We start from the raw sequence: 21,325 nt of genomic DNA, 5'->3' as shown, positions 1-21,325 counted from the left end.
CCCGGCGCCGGGCCAGGGCGTAACGGCTGGGCTTCGGGCGGGCGATCGCCGAGGCAGCCCTGGCCGACGGCGACGTGGTGGTCGGCGCGGCCCGGCGACCCGAGGCGCTCGACGACCTCGTGGCCGCGCACCCGGACCAGATGGAGGCGCTGCGCCTGGACTTCGCCGACACGGCCGCCGCCGGGGCCGCCGTGCGGGACGTGGTGGCGCGGCACGGACGGATCGACGTACTGGTCAACAACGCGGGCCGGACCCACGTCGGTGCCTTCGAGGAGACCGGCGAGGAGGAGCTGCGGGCGCTGTTCGACGTGCACGTCTTCGGGCCGGCCGCGCTGACCCGGGCCGTGCTGCCGCACATGCGGGAGCGGCGCTCGGGCGCGATCGTGCAGATGAGCAGCATGGGCGGGCAGATGTCGGTCGCGGGGTTCTCGGCGTACAGCGGCACGAAGTTCGCGCTGGAGGGGATGTCCGAGGGGCTGGCGGACGAGGTGCGGGAGTTCGGGATCAAGGTGCTGATCGTCGAGCCGGGCGCCTTCCGGACCGGCCTGTTCGCGGCCGGCAACGCCGGGACCAGCGCGGACAGCGGTGTGTACGCCAAGGTCGGCGAGACCCGCGGGATGGTCGCCGGCGGCGACGGCAGCCAGCCCGGTGACCCCGCCAAGGCGGCGGCCGTCATCCGCGCCGCCCTGGCCGCCGAGCACACCCCGCTGCGCCTGCCGCTCGGGGGCGACGGGGTCGGCGCGGTCCTCGGCCATCTCGACCAGGTGCGGGGGGACGTCGAGGCGTGGGAGAAGCAGACCCGGGCCACGGCGTTCGACGACTGAGGCCCGACTGAGGCCCGACTGAGGCCCGACTGAGAGCCGACTGGGCGCCGACTGAGCGCCGGTCGACGCGGCCGGCGAGTCGGGCGCTCAAACGACACCGGGGTCCGCACATCCGTGCAGGACCCTTGTGCAATTCCTCTGGAAGCCTCAATCTTTCGGCTGACGCACCAAAACCGCCCCGCTTTGACATGGCCATGACCTAATGGTCTCTCCGGGGCGGTCTGCTCGGCGTGCACGAACCCCACCACGCACCACCGACCGAGGAGGACCCCTCACATGGCAGTGCTGCGTCACAACCCCCCTCGCACCAACCGACGAAGACTGTCCGCCGTCGGCGCCGTGGCCACCGCGGCCCTCGCCGCGAGCCTCGTCTCCGCGCTCCCCGCCACCGCGGCGGAGGGCCACGTCCAGTACGCGGACGCGGCGAACGCGGTCGCCGGCAGCTACATCGTGACCCTGGAGGCGGACGAGGCGAAGTCCGGTTCCGCAGAGGGCCGCGCGCTGGCGAAGAAGTACGGCGCCGACATCGAGCGCACCTACACCAAGGCCCTGAACGGCTACGCGGTCGAGGCCTCCGAGACCGAGGCGAAACGTCTCGCTGCCGACCCGGCCGTCGCCTCCGTCGTCCAGAACCGCACCTTCCACGTCACCGGCACCCAGCCCAACCCGCCGTCCTGGGGCCTGGACCGCATCGACCAGCGCAACCGCCCCCTGGACAACTCGTACACCTACCCGGACAGCGCCGGACAGGGTGTGACGGCGTACGTCATCGACACCGGCGTCCGCATCACCCACAACGACTTCGGCGGCCGCGCCTCCTACGGCTACGACGCCATCGACAACGACAACACCGCCCAGGACGGCCACGGCCACGGCACCCACGTCGCCGGCACCGTCGCGGGCAGCGCCTACGGCGTGGCCAAGCAGGCCAAGATCGTCGGCGTCCGCGTGCTCGACAACTCGGGGTCCGGCACCACCGCCCAGGTCGTCGCCGGCATCGACTGGGTCGCCCGCAACGCGGTCAAGCCCGCCGTTGCCAACATGTCGCTCGGCGGCGGCGCCGACAGCGCCCTCGACACCGCCGTGCGCAACGCCATCGCGTCCGGCGTCACCTTCGTCGTCGCGGCCGGCAACGAGTCCACCAACGCCTCCACCAAGTCCCCGGCCCGGGTGACCGAGGCGATCACCGTCGGCGCCACCACGTCGAGCGACGCCCGCGCGAGCTACTCCAACTACGGCTCGGTGCTCGACCTGTTCGCGCCCGGCTCGTCCATCACCTCCGCCTGGAACAGCGGCGACTCGGCCACCAACACCATCTCCGGCACGTCCATGGCCAGCCCGCACGTCGCCGGCGCCGCCGCGCTCCACCTGGCCGGCAATCCCACGGCCACGCCCGCGCAGGTCGCGACCGCCCTGACGTCCGCCGCCACCAGCGGCGCCGTCTCGAACCCGGGCAGCGGCTCGCCCAACCGGCTGCTGTACGTCGGTGACGGCGACACGCCCCCGCCGACCGGCGACCGCTTCGAGAACACCGGCGACTACACCATCCGGGACAACGCCACCGCCGAGTCCCCGGTGACCGTCTCCGGCGTCTCGGGCAACGCGCCGTCGTCCCTCGCGGTCGAGGTGAACATCGTCCACACCTACATCGGTGACCTCCAGGTCCAGCTGGTCGCCCCGGACGGCACGGCGTACACCCTGAAGTCGTACGGCACCGGCGGCAGCGCGAACGACATCAACACCACGTACACCGTGAACGCCTCCTCGGAGACCGCGAACGGCACGTGGAAGCTCCGCGTCAGCGACAACGCGTCGTGGGACACCGGGCGGATCGACGCCTGGGCCCTGCAGTTCTGACGCAGCTCTGACGCAGTTCTGACGGCGTTCTGACGGCAGCTCAGTGAACGAACTCGTCCTCGCGGTAAGGCTTCGGGTCGGCGACCCGGCCCGCCGCGAGGACGAGGCGCGAATGCCGGAGCGCGAGGGGCCGGACGCCGGCCGCGGAGAGCACGGCTTACCATGCGCTCAGTGATCGGCCGGCCACCGCGAGGGCCCGGCCTCAGTTCCGCGGCGCCTTCGCGTCACCGTCCGAAACAGGAGCACGGCACACGTGTCCATACCGCCGCCGCCCGGGCCCCAAGGCCCCCATCCCCAGGGGCAGTACCCGCCGGGACAGCAGCCGCCGCCGGGGCCGTACCCCGCGCCCCCGCACCCGTATCCGGGTGCCTGGGGGTATCCGGGGCATCCCGGGAACCCCTACGGCCCCTACGGGGCGTACCCCCAGCGGCCGTCCGTCAACGGGCTCGCGATCGCCGCCTTCGTGCTCGGTCTCCTGTGCTTCGTGCCGGCGGTCGGGCTCGTGCTGGGTCTGGTCGCGCTGGCGCAGATCAGGAAGCGGGGCGAGCGGGGCAAGGGGTTCGCCGTGGCCGGTTCCGTGCTGTCCTCGGTGGGGCTGGTCCTGTGGGTGGTGTCGCTCTCCACCGGCGCCGCCGCCGATTTCTGGGACGGCTTCCGGGACGCCGCGCGGGGCGAGGGCACCGCCTACGGGCTGGAGAAGGGCCAGTGCTTCACCACCCCCAGCGGCTCCCTCCAGGGCGTGACGTACGACGTCGACGAGGTCTCCTGCGACGAGAAGCACGACGGCGAGGTGTTCGCCTCCTTCGAGCTGCCGAGCGGCTCCTTCCCCGGCGACGCGGAGATCACGCGGACCGCGGACGACCGGTGCTACGCCCTTCAGGACGCCTACGCGATGGACCGGTGGGCGCTGCCTGCCGACGTCGACGTGTACTACCTGACCCCGACCTCCGAGAGCTGGCGGACCGGCGACCGGGAGATCACCTGCCTGTTCGGGAACACGGACGAGCGGGCCACGCTGACCGGTTCGCTCCGCAACGACGGTGCCGGACTCGACTCGGACCAGCACACGTACCTGCTGGCGGAGGGCTACCTCAACCGGGCGATGGACGAGGTGCCCGACGCGGAGGCCGTCGAGGACGACTTCGCGGCCTACCGGGTCTGGGCGGGGCAGGTGTCGGAGGCGCTCAGGGGCGAGATCGCGATGCTCGACCGGCACGACTGGCCCGCCGACGCGGACCGTCCGGTCGCCGAGCTGGTCGAGGACCTGAAGGTGGCGCAGAAGGAGTGGGCCCTGGCCGCGAAGGCCCCTGACGTCGACGCGTACTTCGAGCACTACGGCAAGGGCTACGACCTCGTCTTCGCCGACACCACGGTCACCGCCCGCAAGGCTCTGGGGCTGGCCACCACGTCGCCCGAGTACGAGGGCGGCGGCGACGGCGGCGGGAGCGACCCCGGTCTGGAGGTGTGACCGCTCCTATAACGGGGAGAAAGTGCCTGCGTAAAGCCCCCGGGCGGCACACGTCATCACATCGAGTGATTCTCTGGCCTTTGCTTGCCTGGTACAACCTACGGTTGCCACGCTGTTGCTGTCTGTACAACCTGATGGGAGCGGCCAGTGACATTCGGTGAGCAGCCGGCGTATCTGCGTGTCGCGGGTGATCTCCGCAAGAAGATCGCCGACGGCCTGCTGCCGCCCCATACCCGCCTGCCGTCGCAGGCGCGGATCCGCGAGGAGTACGGCGTCTCGGACACCGTCGCCCTGGAGGCGCGCAAGGTGCTGATGGCCGAGGGGCTGGTCGAGGGCCGCTCCGGTTCCGGGACGTACGTGCGCGAGCGGCCCGTGCCCCGCCGTGTCGCCCGCTCGGGATACCGGCCCACCGGCGGCGCCACCCCCTTCCGGCAGGAGCAGGCCGACGGCGACGCGCACGGCACCTGGGAGTCGCGCAGCGAACAGGCCGAGGCGAGCGTCGCCGTGGCCGAGCGGCTCGCCATCAAGCCCGGCGACCGCGTGATGTGCACGCGGTACGTCTTCCGGGAGGCCGGCGAGGCCATGATGCTCTCCACTTCCTGGGAGCCGCTGGACGTCACCGGCCGCACTCCCGTGATGCTGCCCGAGGAGGGGCCGCTCGGCGGCATGGGCGTCGTCGAGCGGATGGCCGCCATCGACGTCGTCGTCGACAACGTCACCGAGGAGGTCGGCGCCCGCCCCGGCCTCGCCGAGGAGTTGCTCGCCCTCGGCGGTGTCCCCGGACATGTGGTCCTGGTCGTCCAGCGCACGTTCTACGCCTCGGGCCGCGCGGTGGAGACGGCCGAGGTTGTCGTCCCCGCCGACCGGTACCGGGTCGCCTACCACTTGCCGGTGAGGTAGCGCCCCCCGGTCCGTCAGCGGGCGACGCTCCCCGTCCGTCAGCAGGCGACGCCCCCCGTCCGTCTGCCGGCGGCCCCGCCCGTCGTCCGGCGGCGGCCTCGCCCGTCACCCGATCGCGGCCCTCGCCCGTCATCCCGCGGCGGCCTTCGCCAGTCACCCGACGGCGCCCCCCCGCCCGTCTGTCGGCGGCGCCCCTCGCCCGTCGTCCGGCGGCGGCCTCGCCCGTCACTCGATGGCGGCCCTCGCCCGTCGTCCGGCGGCGGCCTTCGCCCGTCACCCGACGGCGCCCCCCCGCCCGTCTGTCGGCGGCGGCCCCCGCCCGTCTGTCGGCGGCGGCCCCCGCCCGTCACCCGACGGCGCCCCCCCGCCCGTCTGTCGGCGGCGGCCCCCGCCCGTCTGTCGGCGGCGGCCCCCGCCCGTCACCCGGCGGCGGCCCCCGCCACCAACCAGCGGCGCCGCCGGGGAAGTTGGGGCGGCCTACAGGTGTGTGAGATGGCGCACGCCTCCCGTGCGCCTCCCGCGCCCCCTTCCCGTGCCCGTCGGCCCGCCCTGCCGCCCGGTCCCGCCGTTCGCGCGGCGCATGAATCCGGTCAATCCGATCGTTCCCGCAGGTGGCCTCCGTCGGCGCCGCCATGCCTCCGACCGGAAGCATCGGTGTGCGGAGACGGCGCGTTCCGCATCGTGCGCCCCCTGCGTTCTGGCTGGTTGCGTACCTCTTTGTACAAAGCCGTATTCGCTCCGTGAAGGTTGGGCGTAGGCTCGGGCATATGCGGATCGGGGTTTCCTTGGCGGGCGGGGCGCGGCGCGGGCCGTGGGCGGGAAGTGGAGGGGCGCGATGAACGACAGCACGGTCACTCTTCCCTGGCTGGTCGTCCGGCAGGACGACAACGGCAATCGCTACCGCGTGGGCAGGTACGCGACCCGGGCCGAGGCCCAGAAGATCGCGGACACCCTCGACGGCCGCGGTCACCAGCAGCTCTACTGGGTCGAGCGGCTCAGTGCGAACGGGAAGGGCGCGGCGGACTGACCGGGGCCGACGGCCGGCCGGACAGCCCGTAGGCTCCGGCGCATGACGGAACGGATCGTGGTGGGCGCCGCCCTGGTCGACGCCGGACGCCTGCTCGCCGCGCGCCGCAGCGCACCGGCCGAACTGGCCGGACGCTGGGAGCTGCCCGGCGGCAAGGTCGAGGCGGGCGAGACGCCCGAGGCCGCCCTCGTGCGTGAACTGCGCGAGGAACTGGGAGTGGCGGTCGAAGCCGGGGAGCGCGTCCCGGGGCAGTGGCCCCTGAGATCACCCTTCGTCCTGCACGTGTGGACCGCGCGGCTGCTCCCCGGTTCCCCCGCCCCCGAACCTCTTGAGGACCACGACGCCCTGCGCTGGCTGACCCCCGCCCGGATCTGGGACGTGCCCTGGCTCGACCAGGACGTGCCGGCCGTCGAGCGGGCGCTCGCGCACCTGGGGCTGGGCGCGACGGATGCGCGGGGTGTGTGAACGGGCCGTCATGAGCGCCCCGCACGCCGCTCGTGCCACAGTGCGCCCTCCCGAGCGGTACCGAGCCCGAATCCCGGGTATGTGCCCATTAACCCCATGAAACCAGACATGGGTGGGGGATCGCCGGCCGGGAAGTGAGCGGCGTGATCGACAGCGAGGGCGGCCGTGCCGAGTGGGTCTTTCCCGCGGCGCCGGACGCCGTGCGAACCGCCCGCTGGCAGGTCCGCGGCGCCCTGCGCGAGTGGGGCCTGGACAGCGTCGGCGACATCGCCATCCTGCTGGTCAGCGAGCTGGTGACCAATGCCCTGCGGCACGCCACCGGCCCCATAGGCGTCTGCCTGCTCCGCCGCCCCGCCGCCCCGCCCGGGATCCTGCTGGTGGAGGTCTCCGACCCGCTGCCCGACCCGCCGCGCGAGCGCGTCGCCAGTCCCGAGGACGAGGACAGCCGCGGTCTCCAGTTGGTGGCATCCTCCGTGCACCGCTGGGGCACCCGGGCCGGAGAGGCGGGCAAGACGGTGTGGTTCGAACTCACGCTCCCGGGATGACAGAACGGCTACAACTGGTTCAGGCCAGTGGCAGTTGTCGAACTGCGTGATTCGATGCCGTGTCCGCTGGTTAGAAGACTGGAAGTGTTGGCACGGTCCGGACCGAAAACCATCGGGACCGTGCTGTGATCGTGAACACCGTGTTGTGCGGTGCCGTAGTGCTGGATACTGCGGGCAGCCGCCTTGGGTGACCGGTGCCGGACGCGGTGAGCTGGAGGGGACGGTTCGCGTGAGCGAGATACCAGCGAGGCCCACGGAGTCAGAGGGCCCGTCGGAAGACGCGCCACTCGGTGACGCGGTGTGGCAGAGCAGCCCGCCCGGCTCCATCTACGACTACATCAAGGTCGCGTCCTTCTCCATCGGCCCCGACGGGCTCGTCGACCAGTGGAGCCTGCGCGCGGAGCAATTGCTCGGCATCCCCGCCGAACACGCCGTCGGCACCGACCCCATCGACGCCTTCATCGACCCCGACCTGCGGGAGCGCGGCCAGCGCAAGATGGCCGAGATCCTCGACGGCCGGGAGTGGACCGGCGTGGTCCCCTACCGCGCGCCGGACGCCGGCAGCGGCTCAGGGACCGGACGCGGAACACGCGGCCTCGCCGAGGTGTACGTCATGCCGACGCGCACGGAGGACGGCGAGAAGGCCGCCGTCTGCATCGTCGTCGACGTGCGCGTCCTGCGCCGCATCGAGACCGATCTCGCCGCCTCGCAGGCCATATTCGGCCAGTCTCCGTTCGGCTTCCTGCTGATCGACCCCGACCTCCGGGTGCGCCGCGCCAACCACCGGTTCGCCTCCACCTTCGGCGGCACGCCCGACGACCACCGCGGCAAGGGCGTCCACGACTATCTGTCGCGCGCCGAGGCCGACCGGGTCTCCGCGACCCTGCGCCGGGTGCTGGAGAGCGGCGACTCCATCACGGACATGCACGTCACGGGATTCGTGCCGGGCTCGGAGGAACGCCGCCACTGGTCGGTCAACCTCTACCGTGTGCACAGCGGTTCCGGCCGCCCCATCGGCGTCGCCTGGCTGGGAACCGACATCACCGCCCGCCGCGCCGCCGCCCGCGAGGCCGCCGCCGCCCGCCGCAACCTCGCCCTGCTCAACGAGGCCGGTGCCCGCATCGGCAACTCCCTCGACCTGGAGACCACCGCCCGCGAACTCCTCGACGTCGTCGTCCCCGGCTTCTGCGACCTCGCCACCGTCGACCTCTACCAGGGCCTCCTCGTCGGCGACGAGACCCCGCCCGGCCTCGCCGACGGCAGCGCGGAGCTGCGCCGCGTCGCCTACTCCAGCGCCGTCTCCGACGCGCCCCTGCACGGCGCGGGCGAGCGCGTCCAGCTCGGCGCCGTCCACCACTACCCCTTCAACTCGCCCTGCGCGGACGCCCTGCGCACGGCCCGCCCGCGCACCGTCCCCGCCGAGGACGGCAGCCTCGTGCAGTCCACGCTCGCCGTGCCGATGGTCGCCCACGACACGGTCGTCGGACTCGCCCAGTTCGCCCGCACCAAGGGCAGCGAGCCCTTCGGCGACCGGGACCGCGACCTCGCCGTGGAACTGGCCGCGCGCGCCGCCGTCTGCATCGACAACGCCCGCCTCTACCGGCGCGAGCACGAACGCGCGCTGATACTGCAACGCTCCCTGCTCCCGCCCGGCGACCCCGAGGCGTCCGGGCTCGACATCGCCTGCCGCTACCTGCCCGGCAACGCGGCCACCGGCCGGGCCAGCGAGGTCGGCGGCGACTGGTTCGACGTCATCGAACTCCCCGGCCACCGCACCGCGCTGGTCGTCGGCGACGTCATGGGCCGCGGTCTGCGCGCCGCGGTCGCGATGGGTGAACTCCGCACCGCCGTCCGCACCCTGGCCCAGCTCGACCTCGAACCCGCCGAGGTGCTCTCCCAGCTGGACGAGATCGCGCGCGGCCTCGGCGCACCCGGAGGCGTCCAGCAGGCCACCCGGGCCGCCCGCCGCCCCCGCGAGGCCGACCTCTCCGAGGTCTACCTGGCGACCTGCGTGTACGCCGTCTACGACTCGGTGACCCGGCGCTGCACCTTCGCCAACGCCGGCCACCTGCCGCCCGTCCTGGTCGAGCCCGGCGAGTCCGCCCTGATGCTGGACGTGCCGCCCGGCCTGCCGCTCGGTGTCGGCGGGGAGCCCTTCGAGGAGGTGGAGGTCGAACTGCCCGAGGGCGCCCTGCTCGCCCTCTACACCGACGGCCTGGTCGAGAGCCGCGACCATCCCCTCGACGAGGGACTCCAGGCCTTCGTGGGCGCCCTCACGGACCCCACCCGGCCCCTGGAGGACGTCTGCGACCAGGTCCTCAACACCCTCGACAGCCACCACGGCGAGGACGACATCGCCCTGCTGATGGCCCGCGTCCAGGGCCTGCCCACGGAGTCCGTCGGCGACTGGACCCTGCCGCGCGAGCCGCGCAGCGTCGGCCGGGCCCGCGAGCTGGCCCGCGCCCAGCTGCTCGACTGGGACATGGAACCGCTGGTCGACACGACGGAGCTGCTGGTCAGTGAACTCGTCACCAACGCGCTCCGGTACGGCGAGGGCGAGATCAGGCTCCGCCTCCTCCTCGACCGCACCCTGGTCTGCGAGGTCTGGGACTCCGGCCTGGTCCAGCCCCGCAGGCGCCGCGCCCGCGACACCGACGAGGGCGGCCGGGGCCTGCAACTGGTCGGGCTGCTCAGCGCGGCCTGGGGCTCCCGCCGTACGCCACGCGGCAAGACGGTGTGGTTCGAACTGCCCCTGCCGGGCGGCGACACCCAGCTCACGGACCCGGCGGAGGCCCTGCTGAGCCTGTTCTGACCGCACCCCTGACCGCAACCGGAACACTGGTTCGACTCGTCCCCGCAGGCAACAGGTCCGGAGCGTACGCGCGCCGCAGGGAGGGGACACCCGGTGGGACACACGGAACCGAAAGCCGCCGACGGCGAGGACACCCCAAAGGGGCCACCCGCACCCGACAACGAAAGCAGCACGGGTGGTGCGGGTGGGAAACCAAAAAGAAGAAGACGGCTCCGCCGCATCACCCTCGCGTCGTCCTTGCGGCCGTCGACCCAGGCGTGGCCGAGCCAGATCGCGTCGCGGTTCCTGGTGTACGTGCCGTCGGCGGGGTCGCCCATGTAGTTGACGCGGAGGGCTGTCTCGGCGGTGAGGAGGGGGAGGAGCAGGACCAGGACGTCCACACCGGCCCGATGGAGCACGACGGCACCCTGCCGAAGTCGCTGTACCCCAAGGCCCGCTGGCTGATCGACGCCGTGCACCGCGAGCTGCCCGGCGTCCGGGTCCAGGCCTTCCTCGGCGACGTCCTCGCCACCGAGGGCCCCGACGGCATGCACCTGGAGAAGGCCGCCACCCGCGCCGCCGTCGTCGACTCTCCGGAGACCGGGACTACCTCTCCCTCCTGGACGACGTGCACGCCGTCACCCGGGCCCGGGACGCGCAGCTCTCCGTCGCCGCCCACCAGATCGACCCGCTCCCAGATCGCCGTGATGTCGTACGACACCGCGCAGCCCCTGGAGGGCACCTACGGCGGCTACGTGGCCCAGCAGACCTCCCTCGCCCTGGAGGTCACGCCGCCCACCACCCACCTGCTGATGGGCCTGCCCTTCTACTACGAGAGCAACTTCGACCACTGGGGCCACGCCGAGACCGTCGCCGCCGCCGTCCGCGGCGTCCGCCTCGGACTGTCCCGGACGGACGCCGACCGGGAGCTCTTCGGTGTCGCCCCGTACATCGACTTCGCGGCGAGCGAGGCGAACTGGGACGAGTACCGCGAGGGCTGGGTCCGTCAGGACCGGTGATCTAGGACCGGCGCCGGATCTTCGACCCCAGCCAGACCAGTGGGTCGTACTTGCGGTCCACGGCCCGTTCCTTGAGGGGGATCAGCGCGTTGTCCGTGATCTTGATGCCCTCGGGGCAGACCTCCGTACAGCACTTGGTGATGTTGCAGTAGCCGAGGCCGTGCTCGTCCTGGGCCGTGCGCCCGCGGTCCAGGCCGGTGTCCTCGGCCGCGTCCAGCGGGTGCATGTCCAGTTCGGCGACGCGCATGAGGAAGCGGGGGCCCGCGAAGGCCGGCTTGTTCTCCTCGTGGTCACGGACGACATGGCAGGTGTCCTGGCACAGGAAGCACTCGATGCACTTGCGGAACTCCTGCGAGCGGTCCACGTCCTCCTGCGTCATCCGGTACTCGCCCGGCCCGAGGTCGGCGGGCGGGACGAAGGACGGGATCTCGCGGGCCTTGGTGTAGTTGAAGCCGACGTCCGTCACCAGGTCGCGGACGACGGGGAAGGCGCGCAGGGGCGTGACGGTGATGGTCTCCTCGCGGGTGAAGACGGACATCCGGGTCATGCACAGCAGCCGCGGCCGCCCGTTGACCTCCGCGGAGCACGAACCGCACTTGCCCGCCTTGCAGTTCCAGCGCACGGCGAGGTCGGGGGCCTGGGTGGCCTGGAGGCGGTGGATGATGTCGAGGACCACCTCGCCGTCGTTCACCTCGACCTTGAAGTCCTCCAGTCCGCCGCCTTCGACGTCACCGCGCCACACCTTGAAGCGGGCCTCGTAGCCGCTCATTCGGACAGCTCCTCCTCGGCGAGGTACTTCACCAGCTCCTCCTTCTCGAAGAGGGCGAGCAGGTCGGGCCGGATCGGCTCGGTGGTCTGCCGTTCCAGGGTGATCTGGCCGCGCTCCGGGTCCGTGGCGACCAGGCCGCCCGCCGGGTCGGCCAGCGAGCACAGCAGGTTGGCCGGGCGCCACCGGCGGTCCATCGACGGATGGTCCTCACGGGTGTGCCCGCCGCGGGACTCGGTGCGCTCCAGCGCGGCCCGGGCCACGCACTCGCTGACCAGCAGCATGTTCCTGAGGTCCAGGGCGAGGTGCCAGCCCGGGTTGAACTGCCGGTGCCCCTCGACGCCGGCCCGGCGGGCCCGTACCCGCAGCTCGGCCAGTTTCTCCAGGGCCTGCTTCATCTCCGGCTCCCGCCGGATGATGCCCACCAGGTCGTTCATCGTCTGCTGGAGTTCCTGGTGGAGGGTGTACGGGTTCTCCGGCGGGCCTTCGTCGGGCGCCTCCGCCTCTGCGGAGAACGGCCGCAGCGCCTCCGCGGCGGCGGCGTCGATCTGGGGGTCGTGCACCCGCGGACGGGCGCCGGACGCGCCGCCCGCCGCGTACTCGGCGGCGTGCCGGCCCGCCCGGCGTCCGAAGACCAGCAGGTCGGAGAGCGAGTTGCCGCCGAGCCGGTTGGAGCCGTGCATGCCGCCGGCCACCTCACCGGCCGCGTACAGCCCCGGCACCCCGCGCGCGGCGGCCGTGTCGGAGTCGACGGCGATGCCGCCCATCACGTAGTGGCAGGTGGGCCCGACCTCCATCGCCTCGGCCGTGATGTCGACGTCGGCCAGCTCCTTGAACTGGTGGTACATGGAGGGCAGCCGGCGTCTGATCACGTCGGCGGGCATCCGGGTCGACACGTCCAGGAAGACCCCGCCGTGCGGGGAGCCCCGGCCCTCCTTGACCTCGGCGTTGATCGCGCGCGCGACCTCGTCGCGGGGGAGCAGTTCGGGCGGACGCCGGTTGTGGTCCGGGTCGTCGTACCAGCGGTCGCCCTCCGCCTCGGACTGGGCGTACTTCTCCTTGAAGACGTCCGGGATGTAGTCGAACATGAACCGCTTGCCGTCCGAGTTCCTGAGCACCCCGCCGTCGCCGCGCACCGACTCGGTGACGAGGATGCCCTTCACCGACGGCGGCCAGACCATGCCCGTCGGGTGGAACTGCACGAACTCCATGTTCAGCAGGGGCGCCCCGGCGAGCAGCGCCAGGGAGTGGCCGTCCCCGGTGTACTCCCACGAGTTCGACGTCACCTTGAAGGACTTGCCGATGCCGCCGGTGGCGATCACCACCGAGGGCGCCTCCAGCACGAAGAAGCGGCCGGTCTCCCGCTCGTAGCCGAAGACGCCGGACACCTGGCGGCCGTCCTTGAGCACGCGGGTGACCGTGCACTCCTGGAAGACCTTGAGCCGGGACTCGTGGTCGCCGGTCTCGCGGAAGTCCTCCTGCTGGAGCGAGACGATCTTCTGCTGGAGGGTGCGGATCAGCTCCAGGCCGGTGCGGTCGCCGACGTGGGCGAGGCGCGGGTACTCGTGGCCGCCGAAGTTCCGCTGGGAGATCCGGCCGTCCTTCGTACGGTCGAACAGCGCGCCCCAGGTCTCCAGCTCCCACACCCGCTGCGGCGCCTCCTGGGCGTGCAGCTCGGCCATCCGCCACTGGTTGAGGAACTTGCCGCCGCGCATGGTGTCGCGGAAGTGGACCTGCCAGTTGTCCCCGGAGTTGACGTTGCCCATGGCGGCCGCGATGCCGCCCTCGGCCATCACGGTGTGCGCCTTGCCGAACAGCGACTTGCAGATCACGGCCGTACGGGCGCCCCGCTCGCGGGCCTCGACGGCGGCGCGCAGCCCGGCGCCGCCCGCGCCCACCACGACGACGTCCCATTGCTGCCGGTCGACCACGGACATCAGAACAACCTCGGATCGTCGAAGACACCTGACGCGACCAGATACACGTAGAAGTCGGCCAGCGCCACGCTCACCAGCGAAGCCCACGCGAGCTGCATGTGCCGGGCGTTGAGCTTTCCGACCCACTGCCACATCCGGTAGCGCACGGGGTGCCGGGAGAAGTGCTTGAGCTTGCCGCCGACGATGTGCCGGCAGGAGTGGCAGGAGAGGGTGTACGCCCAGATCAGCACGATGTTGGCGAGGAACACCAGGGTGCCCAGGCCCATGTGGCCCCACGCGTAGTGCTCGTCGCGGAAGGCGAGCACGGTGTCGTAGGTCAGGATCAGGGCGACCAGCAGCGCCGCGTAGAAGAAGTACCGGTGGATGTTCTGCAGGATGAGCGGGAAGCGGGTCTCGCCGGTGTACTTCTTGTGCGGCTCGGCCACGGCGCAGGCGGGCGGGGAGGCCCAGAAGCCCCGGTAGTAGGCCTTGCGGTAGTAGTAGCAGGTCAGGCGGAAGCCGAGCGGGAAGATCAGGATGATGATCGCGGGGGAGATGCCCCACCAGCCGCCGAACAGTTCCCAGTTGGGTCCGCCGCGCATCGGCTCGCAGTTCTCCGCCAGACAGGGGGAGTAGAAGGGCGAGACGTACGGGGCCGCGTAGTAGTCCGCGCCCGCGAAGGCCCGCCAGGTCGAGTAGACGACGAAGGCCAGCAGGCCCGCGGCGGTGGCGGCCGGTGCCAGCCACCAGCGGTCGGTGCGCAGGTGCGGTGCGCGGATGGCGGCGCGCGTCGGGGTGTGGACGCCGCCGCCCCGGGGATGGGGTTCGGTGGCTGGAGGTTCGGTTCCAGTGGCCACTGGGCGACTCCGGTCGTCGGGTCGGGTTCAGGGGGCGTGGCGGTCGCGGGCGCCCAGTCCCTCGTCGTCCGTGTCCGTCCACAGCGAGAGGTCGTACGGATCGTCGGAGATGGTGACGAGGTCGGGCCGCTTCGGTGCGCCCGGCGAGGCAGCGGCCTCGCGCAGCAGCGCGACGCTCTCGCGCAGGTGCTCGGCGTCGGTGCGGACGCGGCGGATCTCCAGGCCGCCGCTGCCGACCTGCTGTTCAAGGCGGCCCACCGAGCGGGACAGGTCGTCGAGCGTGTGCTGGATCCTTGTCAGTTCATCGTGCACGGACATGACGTGACCTCACTTCCTTCGGACGCGGCCAGGGGCCGGCCTTGGATGGCGACGTTCATGCGCCTGCGAGTGTTGCGCGTCACACCTGCCGGTGGGAAGGGATGTGCACCGATTGGCCGAGGCGCGTGGATGCACTCCCAGGTGTGTTGCTCCACTCGGGTGGCCTTACCGGCCGTTGCCGACGTGTCGCCCTCCGCTGCCGAATCCTTTCCCCTTCAGTGGCCACATACGGCTGGATACAAATGATCAACTCCATATACTGCCAAAAGCGATCATAACGCCCGCGGCCTTCCGGAGGTAGCAGAGATGTCCCACGTCGGCGTCGGACCGCGCGCTGTCACGCGCTCGGTCGCCTTCCTCACCGCGGGCGTCCTCGCGGTCCCCGCGCTGGCCGGCTGCACCTCCGAGGAGCCGTCGGGCAAGCCGCTCGCCGCGCAGGACATCGCCGCCGCGGCCCGCGCCCGGATCTCCGACGGCGGCACCCTGCGCTGGGCCGCGGACTCCGTGCCGGAGACCCTGAACGCCTTCCAGTCCGACGCCGACGCGACCACCGCCCGCGTCGCGCAGGCCGTACTGCCCTCGATGTACCGGATGGACGAGACCGGCCGCCCGGTCCGCAACCCCGACTACCTGGAGTCGGCCGAGGTCGTCGACACCGAGCCCAAACAGGTCGTCGTCTACCAGCTGAACCAGCAGGCGGTCTGGAGCGACGGCCGGGAGATCGGCGCCGCCGACTTCGCCGCCCAGTGGCGCGCCCTGTCCGGCAAGGACAGCGCGTACTGGACCGCCCGCAACGCCGGCTACGACCGCATCGAGAAGATCGAGCGCGGCGGCGACGACCTGGAGGTCAAGGTCACCTTCAGCCGGCCCTACGCCGACTGGAAGTCCCTGTTCACGCCGCTGTACCCGAAGGACGTCATGGGCACCCCCGACGCCTTCAACGACGGCGCCCGGCGTGAGCTCAAGGTCACCGCGGGACCCTTCGCCGTCGAGCGGGTCGAGACCAAGGAGGACGAGGTCGTCCTCACCGGCAACCCGCGCTGGTGGGGTGAGCCGGCCAAACTGGAGCAGATCGTGCTGCGCGCCGTCCCCCGCGAGAAGCGGGTCTCCCAGCTCGCCGCGGGCAAGCTCGACCTCGCGGAGATCGACCCGGACACCGCCGAGGAGGTCGCCGTGGCCGCCCGCCCCCGCGACGCCGGCACCCCGCTGATGGGCCCGGAGGGCGGCCCCGCCACAGGACCGCAGGGCAGGTCGGCCGCGCGGGCGCTGCGCTCCTGGGCCATCGCCAACGGCTCCGACGAGGACGCCGCCGAGGAGGAGACCCTCGCCCGCGAGGAGCGGGAGGAGGCCCTGGCCAAGCGGGAACGCAGGCAGCGGGCGCTGAGCGGCTTCGAGGTGCGCAAGTCCCTGGAGCCCGCCTACACCCAGCTCGCCCTCAACGGCGCCGACGGCCCCCTCGCCGACGAGCGCGTCCGCCGGGCCGTGGCCCGCGCCCTGGACCGGAAGAAGCTGGCCAAGGCGGTCCTGGGGCCGCTGGGCCTGCCGGCCGAGCCGGTCGGCAGCCACCTCGCGCTGGCCGGCCAGCCCGCCTACGCCGACGGCAGCGGCGCGCTCGGCGAGCAGGACGCCAAGGAGGCCCGAGCGCTGCTCGCGGACGCGGGATGGGTGCCCGGCGGCCCGGTGAAGAAGCCCAAGAAGGGCGAGAAGGCGGCCGGCGCCGAGGGCGACAAGGACGGCGACGGCAAGAAGTCCGAGGACGGCGACGACGACGGGACGTACATCGTCGGCGAGGACGAGAAGAACCGGGACGGCGACGACGAGAAGAACCGGGACGGCGACGACGAGAAGAACCGGGACGGCGACGACGAGAAGAACCAGGACGGCGACGACGGCACCGACCAGGAGAGCGGCGAGAAGCACAGCAGCGGAAAGAACACCGCGCAGGGCGGCGCCCCCGGCGCCTACGCCCCCAAGGGCACCGCCGCCCCGGCCGCCGCCGAGGCCCCCGTCGCCAAGGACGGCAAGGCGCTCACCCTGCGCTTCGTGCTCCCCTCGGGACCCGGCTCCGACGCGCTGCGCACCGTCGCCGACCGCGTCTCGGACATGCTGGAGAAGATCGGCGTCGGCACCGACATCACCAAGGTGCCGGACGAGAGCTACTTCAAGGACCACATCGCCTCCGGCGAGTACGACCTGGCGCTCTACTCCTGGCCCGCCTCCGCCTTCCCCGCCACCGACGCCCGCCCCATCTACGCCAAGCCCGTCCCCGCCGCCGACGGCTCCCTGAACGTCGCGCAGAACTACACCCGGGTCGGCACCGACCAGGTCGACCAGCTCTTCGACCGGGCCATGGGCACCCTGGACGAGGGAGAGGCCCGGGACCTGCTGCGCAAGGCCGACTCGCGGATCTGGGCGGCGGCCGGCTCCATCCCGCTCTACCAGCGGCCCCAGCTGATCGCGGCCCGGAAGAACCTCGCCAACGCGGGTGCCTTCGGTTTCGAGACGCCGATTTACCAGGACATGGGCTTCCTGAAGAAGGGCGCGAACGGCCCCCGGCCCTCGGCCACGCCCTCGTCCTGAAGCCCGTCCCCACCCTCCCGGCAAGCCCCGGTCCCCGGGGCCCCGTACCATTGGGTGAGGCCGTGGCATGTACCGCCCGGCAGGCCCGCGTGACACGGACGTACGCGAGGGCCGTCCTCACACCCTCCGGGAGTACGCCTCATATGGCTGCGTCTACAACGCGTCACGACATCCGCAACGTCGCCATCGTCGCCCACGTCGACCACGGCAAGACCACCATCGTCGACGGCATGCTGAAGCAGGCCGGTGCCTTCGCCGCCCACCAGCTCGAGGGCGTCGACGACCGCATGATGGACTCGAACGACCTGGAGCGTGAGAAGGGCATCACGATCCTCGCCAAGAACACGGCGGTGAAGTACCACCCGAAGGACGGGGGGGACGTCATCACCATCAACATCATCGACACCCCCGGCCACGCCGACTTCGGCGGTGAGGTCGAGCGCGGTCTGTCGATGGTCGACGGCGTCGTCCTGCTCGTGGACGCCTCCGAGGGTCCGCTGCCGCAGACCCGCTTCGTGCTGCGCAAGGCGCTCAGCCAGCGGCTGCCGATCATCCTCTGCATCAACAAGACGGACCGTCCGGACGCCCGGATCGACGAGGTCGTCAACGAGACCTACGACCTCTTCCTCGACCTGGACGCCGACGAGGAGCAGATCGAGTTCCCGATCGTCTACGCGTGCGGCCGGGACGGCATCGCCTCCCTCACCAAGCCCGACGACGGCACGGTCCCCTCGGACTCCACCAGCCTGGAGCCGTTTTTCTCGACGATCCTCGACTACATCCCGGCCCCGGTCTACGACGAGGCTGCCCCGCTCCAGGCGCACGTGACCAACCTGGACGCGGACAACTTCCTCGGCCGTATCGCCCTGCTCCGCGTCCACCAGGGCGAGCTGAAGAAGGGCCAGACGGTCGCCTGGATGAAGCGCGACGGGTCCGTGTCCAACGTGCGGATCTCCGAGCTGATGATGACCGAGGCGCTCACCCGCAAGCCCGCCGAGAAGGCCGGCCCGGGTGACATCTGCGCGGTCGCCGGTATCCCCGACATCATGATCGGCGAGACCCTGGCCGACCTGGAGAACCCGGTCCCGCTGCCGCTGATCACGGTGGACGAGCCCGCGATCTCCATGACCATCGGCACCAACACCTCCCCGCTGGTCGGCCGCGGCGCGACCGGCAAGGGCGCGGACGGCAAGGCGGCCGTCAAGGACCGCAAGGTCACCGCCCGCCAGGTCAAGGACCGCCTGGACCGAGAGCTGATCGGCAACGTCTCGCTCCGCGTCCTGGACACCGAGCGCCCGGACGCCTGGGAGGTGCAGGGCCGCGGTGAGCTGGCGCTGGCCATCCTGGTCGAGCAGATGCGCCGCGAGGGCTTCGAGCTGACGATCGGCAAGCCGCAGGTCGTCACCAAGGAGGTCGACGGCAAGACGCACGAGCCCGTCGAGCGCATGACGATCGACGTGCCCGAGGAGCACATGGGCGCCGTCACGCAGGTCATGGGCGTACGCAAGGGCCGCATGGACAACATGTCCAACCACGGTTCGGGCTGGGTCCGCATGGAGTTCGTGGTGCCCTCCCGCGGTCTGATCGGATTCCGGACGGAGTTCCTCACCCAGACCCGCGGCACGGGTATCGCCCACTCCATCCACGAGGGCCACGAGCCCTGGTTCGGCACCCTCACGACCCGCAACAACGGCTCCCTGGTCGCCGACCGTTCCGGCGCCGTCACCGCGTTCGCGATGACGAACCTCCAGGAGCGCGGGGTGCTCTTCACGGAGCCCGGCACCGAGGTGTACGAGGGCATGATCGTCGGCGAGAACTCCCGCGCCGACGACATGGACGTCAACATCACCAAGGAGAAGAAGCTCACCAACATGCGGTCGGCCTCGGCCGATTCGTTCGAGGCGATCGTCCCGCCGCGCAAGCTCTCGCTGGAGCAGTCGCTGGAGTTCTGCCGCGACGACGAGTGCGTCGAGGTGACCCCGGAGGCGGTCCGCATCCGCAAGGTGAACCTGGACGCCCGCGAGCGCGCCCGCGCCGCGAGCCGCGCCAAGCACGGCTGATCCCGCACTCCCGCACCAAGACGGCACCGGACACCACGGCTTACGTGGTGTCCGGTGCCGTTTCGTATGACCGAAAGATATGACCGAAAGAGAAGAGGTAGGGAAAACCCTCGATTTTGGCGCGGGCCGACGCCGGGCGGGCCCGCCGGCACTAACCTGCGCGGGAGCACCCGGGGCATCGCGCTCAAGGGCGAGGGTCGAGTCCGACGCGGGACAGAGCTGTCTGTCAGCTTGCACCTCCCGAGGGTCACGCGCAATCAATTTCCGTCGCGCGGACGTCCGTTATACGGACAGTGACTCCCGTTAGATGTGTAACAAGTCCGTTTCGCAGCGATCTCGCACCAAACCCTTTGTCCGGATTTTGAAAGATCTGGCCCCTATCTGTGATCGAACCGAGACCTCGAACCTGTGGTTCGTTCCCCGGAGGATGGCAGATAGTTAGGCGCGTAGAGCTCGGATAAACGGGTCACGCGCTGACGGGGCGCAGGCTCGCGAGCGCGAGGGCGCCAGGCGATCTCCGGTCACCGGTGAGTGGCCGGGATGTGTCGTGTGCTCCTCTTTGCGGTGAACCAGCGGATTCATGAGGAGGAACCCATGCGAGGTGCCACAAGCGCCATATGGGTCGCATCGTTCCCGATGGCAGGTGTAGGCCCCGCGGGTGCGTTCAGTGCCGCAACGGTTGATGCGGCAGCGGCGCGGCGTCGCGAACTTCCTTGACGACGCGTGCCGTCGGTCGGTAGCCCCGACCGCGAGCCAGGGTTCTCCAGGGGGCGGTGCCGCCCCTGAGTCGTTGTTCCCCTCGCGCGCTGCGAAAGACGTACGCCGTGCGAAGGCCGTCGGAACCCGTGCACTCCCGACGACCTCCAACCTGTGAAATGGACGAATCATGACGAGTCCAATCGAGATTGAGGGTGCTGAAGCCTCTTCCGTCTTGGACAAAGAGAGCGCGCCGCAGGGTGACGCCCCGGAGACCAAGGAGCCGGAAGGGCGCAAGCCCGGACAGTTGATGTGGGCGCGCTTCAAGCGCGACCGCGCCGGTGTGATCTCTGCCTTCGTCGTCCTGTTCTTCTTCGTGATCGCGGCCGCGGCGCCGCTGATCTCGATGGTGTACGGCAAGGACCCGTACACGCTGTACGGGCAGGAGAACCCCGACCTCCTGGACATGTTCACCATGCCCGCCGCGCCGTTCGGCGGCATCGACGGCGAGTTCTGGTTCGGTATCGAACCGGGCCTGGGCCGGGACGTGTTCACCCAACTGCTGTACGGCATGCGCAACTCGATGGCCACGGCACTGGCCGCCACCCTCATCATGACGGTGCTGGGTGTCCTGATCGGTCTCGCCGGCGGCTACTTCGGCGGGAAGATCGACTACTGGCTCGGCCGGATCACCGACTTCTTCATGGCCCTGCCCAGCCAGCTGTTCTTCGTCGCGGCGATGCCCGTCATCACCACGGTGTTCGTCGCCCCGGACAAGGAGACGCCCACCTACGTGCGCGCCAGCGCGATCATCATCGTGCTGTCCTTCCTGGGATGGATGAGCATGGCCCGCATCGTCCGCGGCGCCACGATGTCCCTGCGCGACCGGGAGTTCATCGAGGCGGCGCGCATCTCCGGGGCCTCGCCCTGGCGCATCCTCCGCAAGGAACTGCTGCCCAACATCGTCACTCCGACGTTGGTACAGGCGACGCTCACGCTGCCGAGCACCATCCTCAGCATCGCGTTCCTGTCCTTCGTGGGCGTGGGGTACGTCGAGCCCACGCCGGACTGGGGGCGGATGTTCGCCATCGGCGCCAACATCGTCGAGCAGGATCCGTACTACATGCTCTTCCCTGGAGCGGCCATGGTGATCTTCATGGTGGCCTTCAACCTCCTCGGTGACTCGGTGCGGGACGCCTTCGATCCCAAGGGAAACCGCTGAGGCCCAGGGGAATC

The 21,325-nt window shown here is 71.2% G+C and carries 15 protein-coding genes and 1 pseudogene; 12 read left to right on the top strand and 4 right to left on the bottom strand.

Going from position 1 to position 21,325, the window contains the following annotated elements; translation table 11 throughout:
• The first annotated feature begins 26 nt into the window (after positions 1–26).
• The 9 genes and pseudogenes from ACFWR9_RS15715 to ACFWR9_RS15675 form a co-directional block, all read left to right on the top strand.
• Positions 27–824 carry an SDR family NAD(P)-dependent oxidoreductase gene (locus ACFWR9_RS15715; protein WP_383841618.1) on the top strand — a complete coding sequence of 266 codons (798 nt, stop codon included), beginning with the start codon at positions 27–29 and terminating at the stop codon, positions 822–824.
• A gap of 276 nt (positions 825–1,100) precedes the next feature.
• Positions 1,101–2,681, top strand: coding sequence for a S8 family serine peptidase (locus tag ACFWR9_RS15710; RefSeq protein WP_383841496.1), 1,581 nt, complete (start codon positions 1,101–1,103; stop codon positions 2,679–2,681).
• A gap of 253 nt (positions 2,682–2,934) precedes the next feature.
• Complete coding sequence (locus ACFWR9_RS15705) at positions 2,935–4,149, top strand: DUF4190 domain-containing protein (protein ID WP_383841493.1); 1,215 nt, start codon at positions 2,935–2,937, stop codon at positions 4,147–4,149.
• A gap of 147 nt (positions 4,150–4,296) precedes the next feature.
• On the top strand, positions 4,297–5,049 hold the full coding sequence (locus ACFWR9_RS15700; protein ID WP_383841491.1) for a GntR family transcriptional regulator: 753 nt from the start codon (positions 4,297–4,299) through the stop codon (positions 5,047–5,049).
• Between the two features lie 811 nt (positions 5,050–5,860).
• Positions 5,861–6,076, top strand: coding sequence for an SPOR domain-containing protein (locus ACFWR9_RS15695; RefSeq protein WP_383841488.1), 216 nt, complete (start codon positions 5,861–5,863; stop codon positions 6,074–6,076).
• 42 nt (positions 6,077–6,118) lie between these two features.
• A complete protein-coding gene (locus tag ACFWR9_RS15690; protein WP_383841485.1) occupies positions 6,119–6,541 on the top strand; it encodes a (deoxy)nucleoside triphosphate pyrophosphohydrolase in 423 nt (140 codons plus the stop codon).
• A 134-nt stretch (positions 6,542–6,675) separates the two neighbouring features.
• Positions 6,676–7,086 carry an ATP-binding protein gene (locus ACFWR9_RS15685; protein WP_383841482.1) on the top strand — a complete coding sequence of 137 codons (411 nt, stop codon included), beginning with the start codon at positions 6,676–6,678 and terminating at the stop codon, positions 7,084–7,086.
• A gap of 229 nt (positions 7,087–7,315) precedes the next feature.
• A complete protein-coding gene (locus ACFWR9_RS15680) occupies positions 7,316–9,898 on the top strand; it encodes a SpoIIE family protein phosphatase (RefSeq protein WP_383841480.1) in 2,583 nt (860 codons plus the stop codon).
• A 362-nt stretch (positions 9,899–10,260) separates the two neighbouring features.
• Positions 10,261–10,896: pseudogene (locus tag ACFWR9_RS15675) on the top strand (hypothetical protein); the annotation flags it as partial.
• Between the two features lies 1 nt (position 10,897).
• Here ACFWR9_RS15675 and ACFWR9_RS15670 read toward each other — a convergent pair.
• The 4 genes from ACFWR9_RS15670 to ACFWR9_RS15655 are packed head-to-tail and all read right to left on the bottom strand — an operon-like array spanning position 10,898 to position 14,753.
• Positions 10,898–11,665 (bottom strand): succinate dehydrogenase/fumarate reductase iron-sulfur subunit, encoded by a 768-nt coding sequence (locus ACFWR9_RS15670; protein ID WP_383841477.1) that lies wholly within the window; start codon positions 11,663–11,665, stop codon positions 10,898–10,900.
• Positions 11,662–13,599: a fumarate reductase/succinate dehydrogenase flavoprotein subunit gene (locus tag ACFWR9_RS15665; protein ID WP_383841475.1), complete on the bottom strand. Its 1,938-nt coding sequence runs from the start codon at positions 13,597–13,599 to the stop codon at positions 11,662–11,664. The genes ACFWR9_RS15670 and ACFWR9_RS15665 overlap by 4 nt, the downstream gene beginning before the upstream one ends.
• The gene (locus tag ACFWR9_RS15660; protein WP_383841472.1) at positions 13,599–14,435 is read right to left on the bottom strand and encodes a hypothetical protein; all 837 of its coding nucleotides are present in this window, start codon (positions 14,433–14,435) and stop codon (positions 13,599–13,601) included. Before ACFWR9_RS15660 ends, ACFWR9_RS15665 begins: the two co-directional genes overlap by 1 nt.
• A 27-nt stretch (positions 14,436–14,462) precedes the next feature.
• Positions 14,463–14,753, bottom strand: a complete 291-nt coding sequence (locus ACFWR9_RS15655) for a hypothetical protein (protein WP_383841469.1) — start codon at positions 14,751–14,753, stop codon at positions 14,463–14,465.
• Between the two features lie 306 nt (positions 14,754–15,059).
• Here ACFWR9_RS15655 and ACFWR9_RS15650 point away from each other — a divergent pair, with 306 nt between their 5' ends.
• From ACFWR9_RS15650 to ACFWR9_RS15640, 3 genes are all read left to right on the top strand, one after another.
• Entirely contained in the window at positions 15,060–17,333 is a 2,274-nt protein-coding gene (locus ACFWR9_RS15650) for an ABC transporter substrate-binding protein (RefSeq protein WP_383841466.1), read from the top strand.
• Between the two features lie 143 nt (positions 17,334–17,476).
• Positions 17,477–19,393, top strand: a complete 1,917-nt coding sequence (gene typA / locus ACFWR9_RS15645) for a translational GTPase TypA (RefSeq protein WP_383841462.1) — start codon at positions 17,477–17,479, stop codon at positions 19,391–19,393.
• Between the two features lie 886 nt (positions 19,394–20,279).
• Positions 20,280–21,311: an ABC transporter permease gene (locus tag ACFWR9_RS15640; protein WP_383841459.1), complete on the top strand. Its 1,032-nt coding sequence runs from the start codon at positions 20,280–20,282 to the stop codon at positions 21,309–21,311.
• Positions 21,312–21,325 lie beyond the last annotated feature (14 nt).

It is taken from the genome of Streptomyces sp. NPDC058534 (assembly GCF_042717365.1).
GTDB lineage: Bacteria > Actinomycetota > Actinomycetes > Streptomycetales > Streptomycetaceae > Streptomyces.
The sequence above is the reverse complement of the archived record's forward strand: the minus strand, read 5'-3'. Positions and strand labels throughout refer to the sequence as shown.

Coding starts and splice junctions, on each gene's coding strand:
- ACFWR9_RS15640 (WP_383841459.1), top strand. CDS start 20,280: ATGACGAGTCCAATCGAGATTGAGGGTGCTGAAGCCTCTTCCGTCTTG.
- ACFWR9_RS15710 (WP_383841496.1), top strand. CDS start 1,101: ATGGCAGTGCTGCGTCACAACCCCCCTCGCACCAACCGACGAAGACTG.
- ACFWR9_RS15690 (WP_383841485.1), top strand. CDS start 6,119: ATGACGGAACGGATCGTGGTGGGCGCCGCCCTGGTCGACGCCGGACGC.
- ACFWR9_RS15655 (WP_383841469.1), bottom strand. CDS start 14,753: ATGTCCGTGCACGATGAACTGACAAGGATCCAGCACACGCTCGACGAC.
- ACFWR9_RS15650 (WP_383841466.1), top strand. CDS start 15,060: ATGTCCCACGTCGGCGTCGGACCGCGCGCTGTCACGCGCTCGGTCGCC.
- ACFWR9_RS15670 (WP_383841477.1), bottom strand. CDS start 11,665: ATGAGCGGCTACGAGGCCCGCTTCAAGGTGTGGCGCGGTGACGTCGAA.
- typA (WP_383841462.1), top strand. CDS start 17,477: ATGGCTGCGTCTACAACGCGTCACGACATCCGCAACGTCGCCATCGTC.
- ACFWR9_RS15665 (WP_383841475.1), bottom strand. CDS start 13,599: ATGTCCGTGGTCGACCGGCAGCAATGGGACGTCGTCGTGGTGGGCGCG.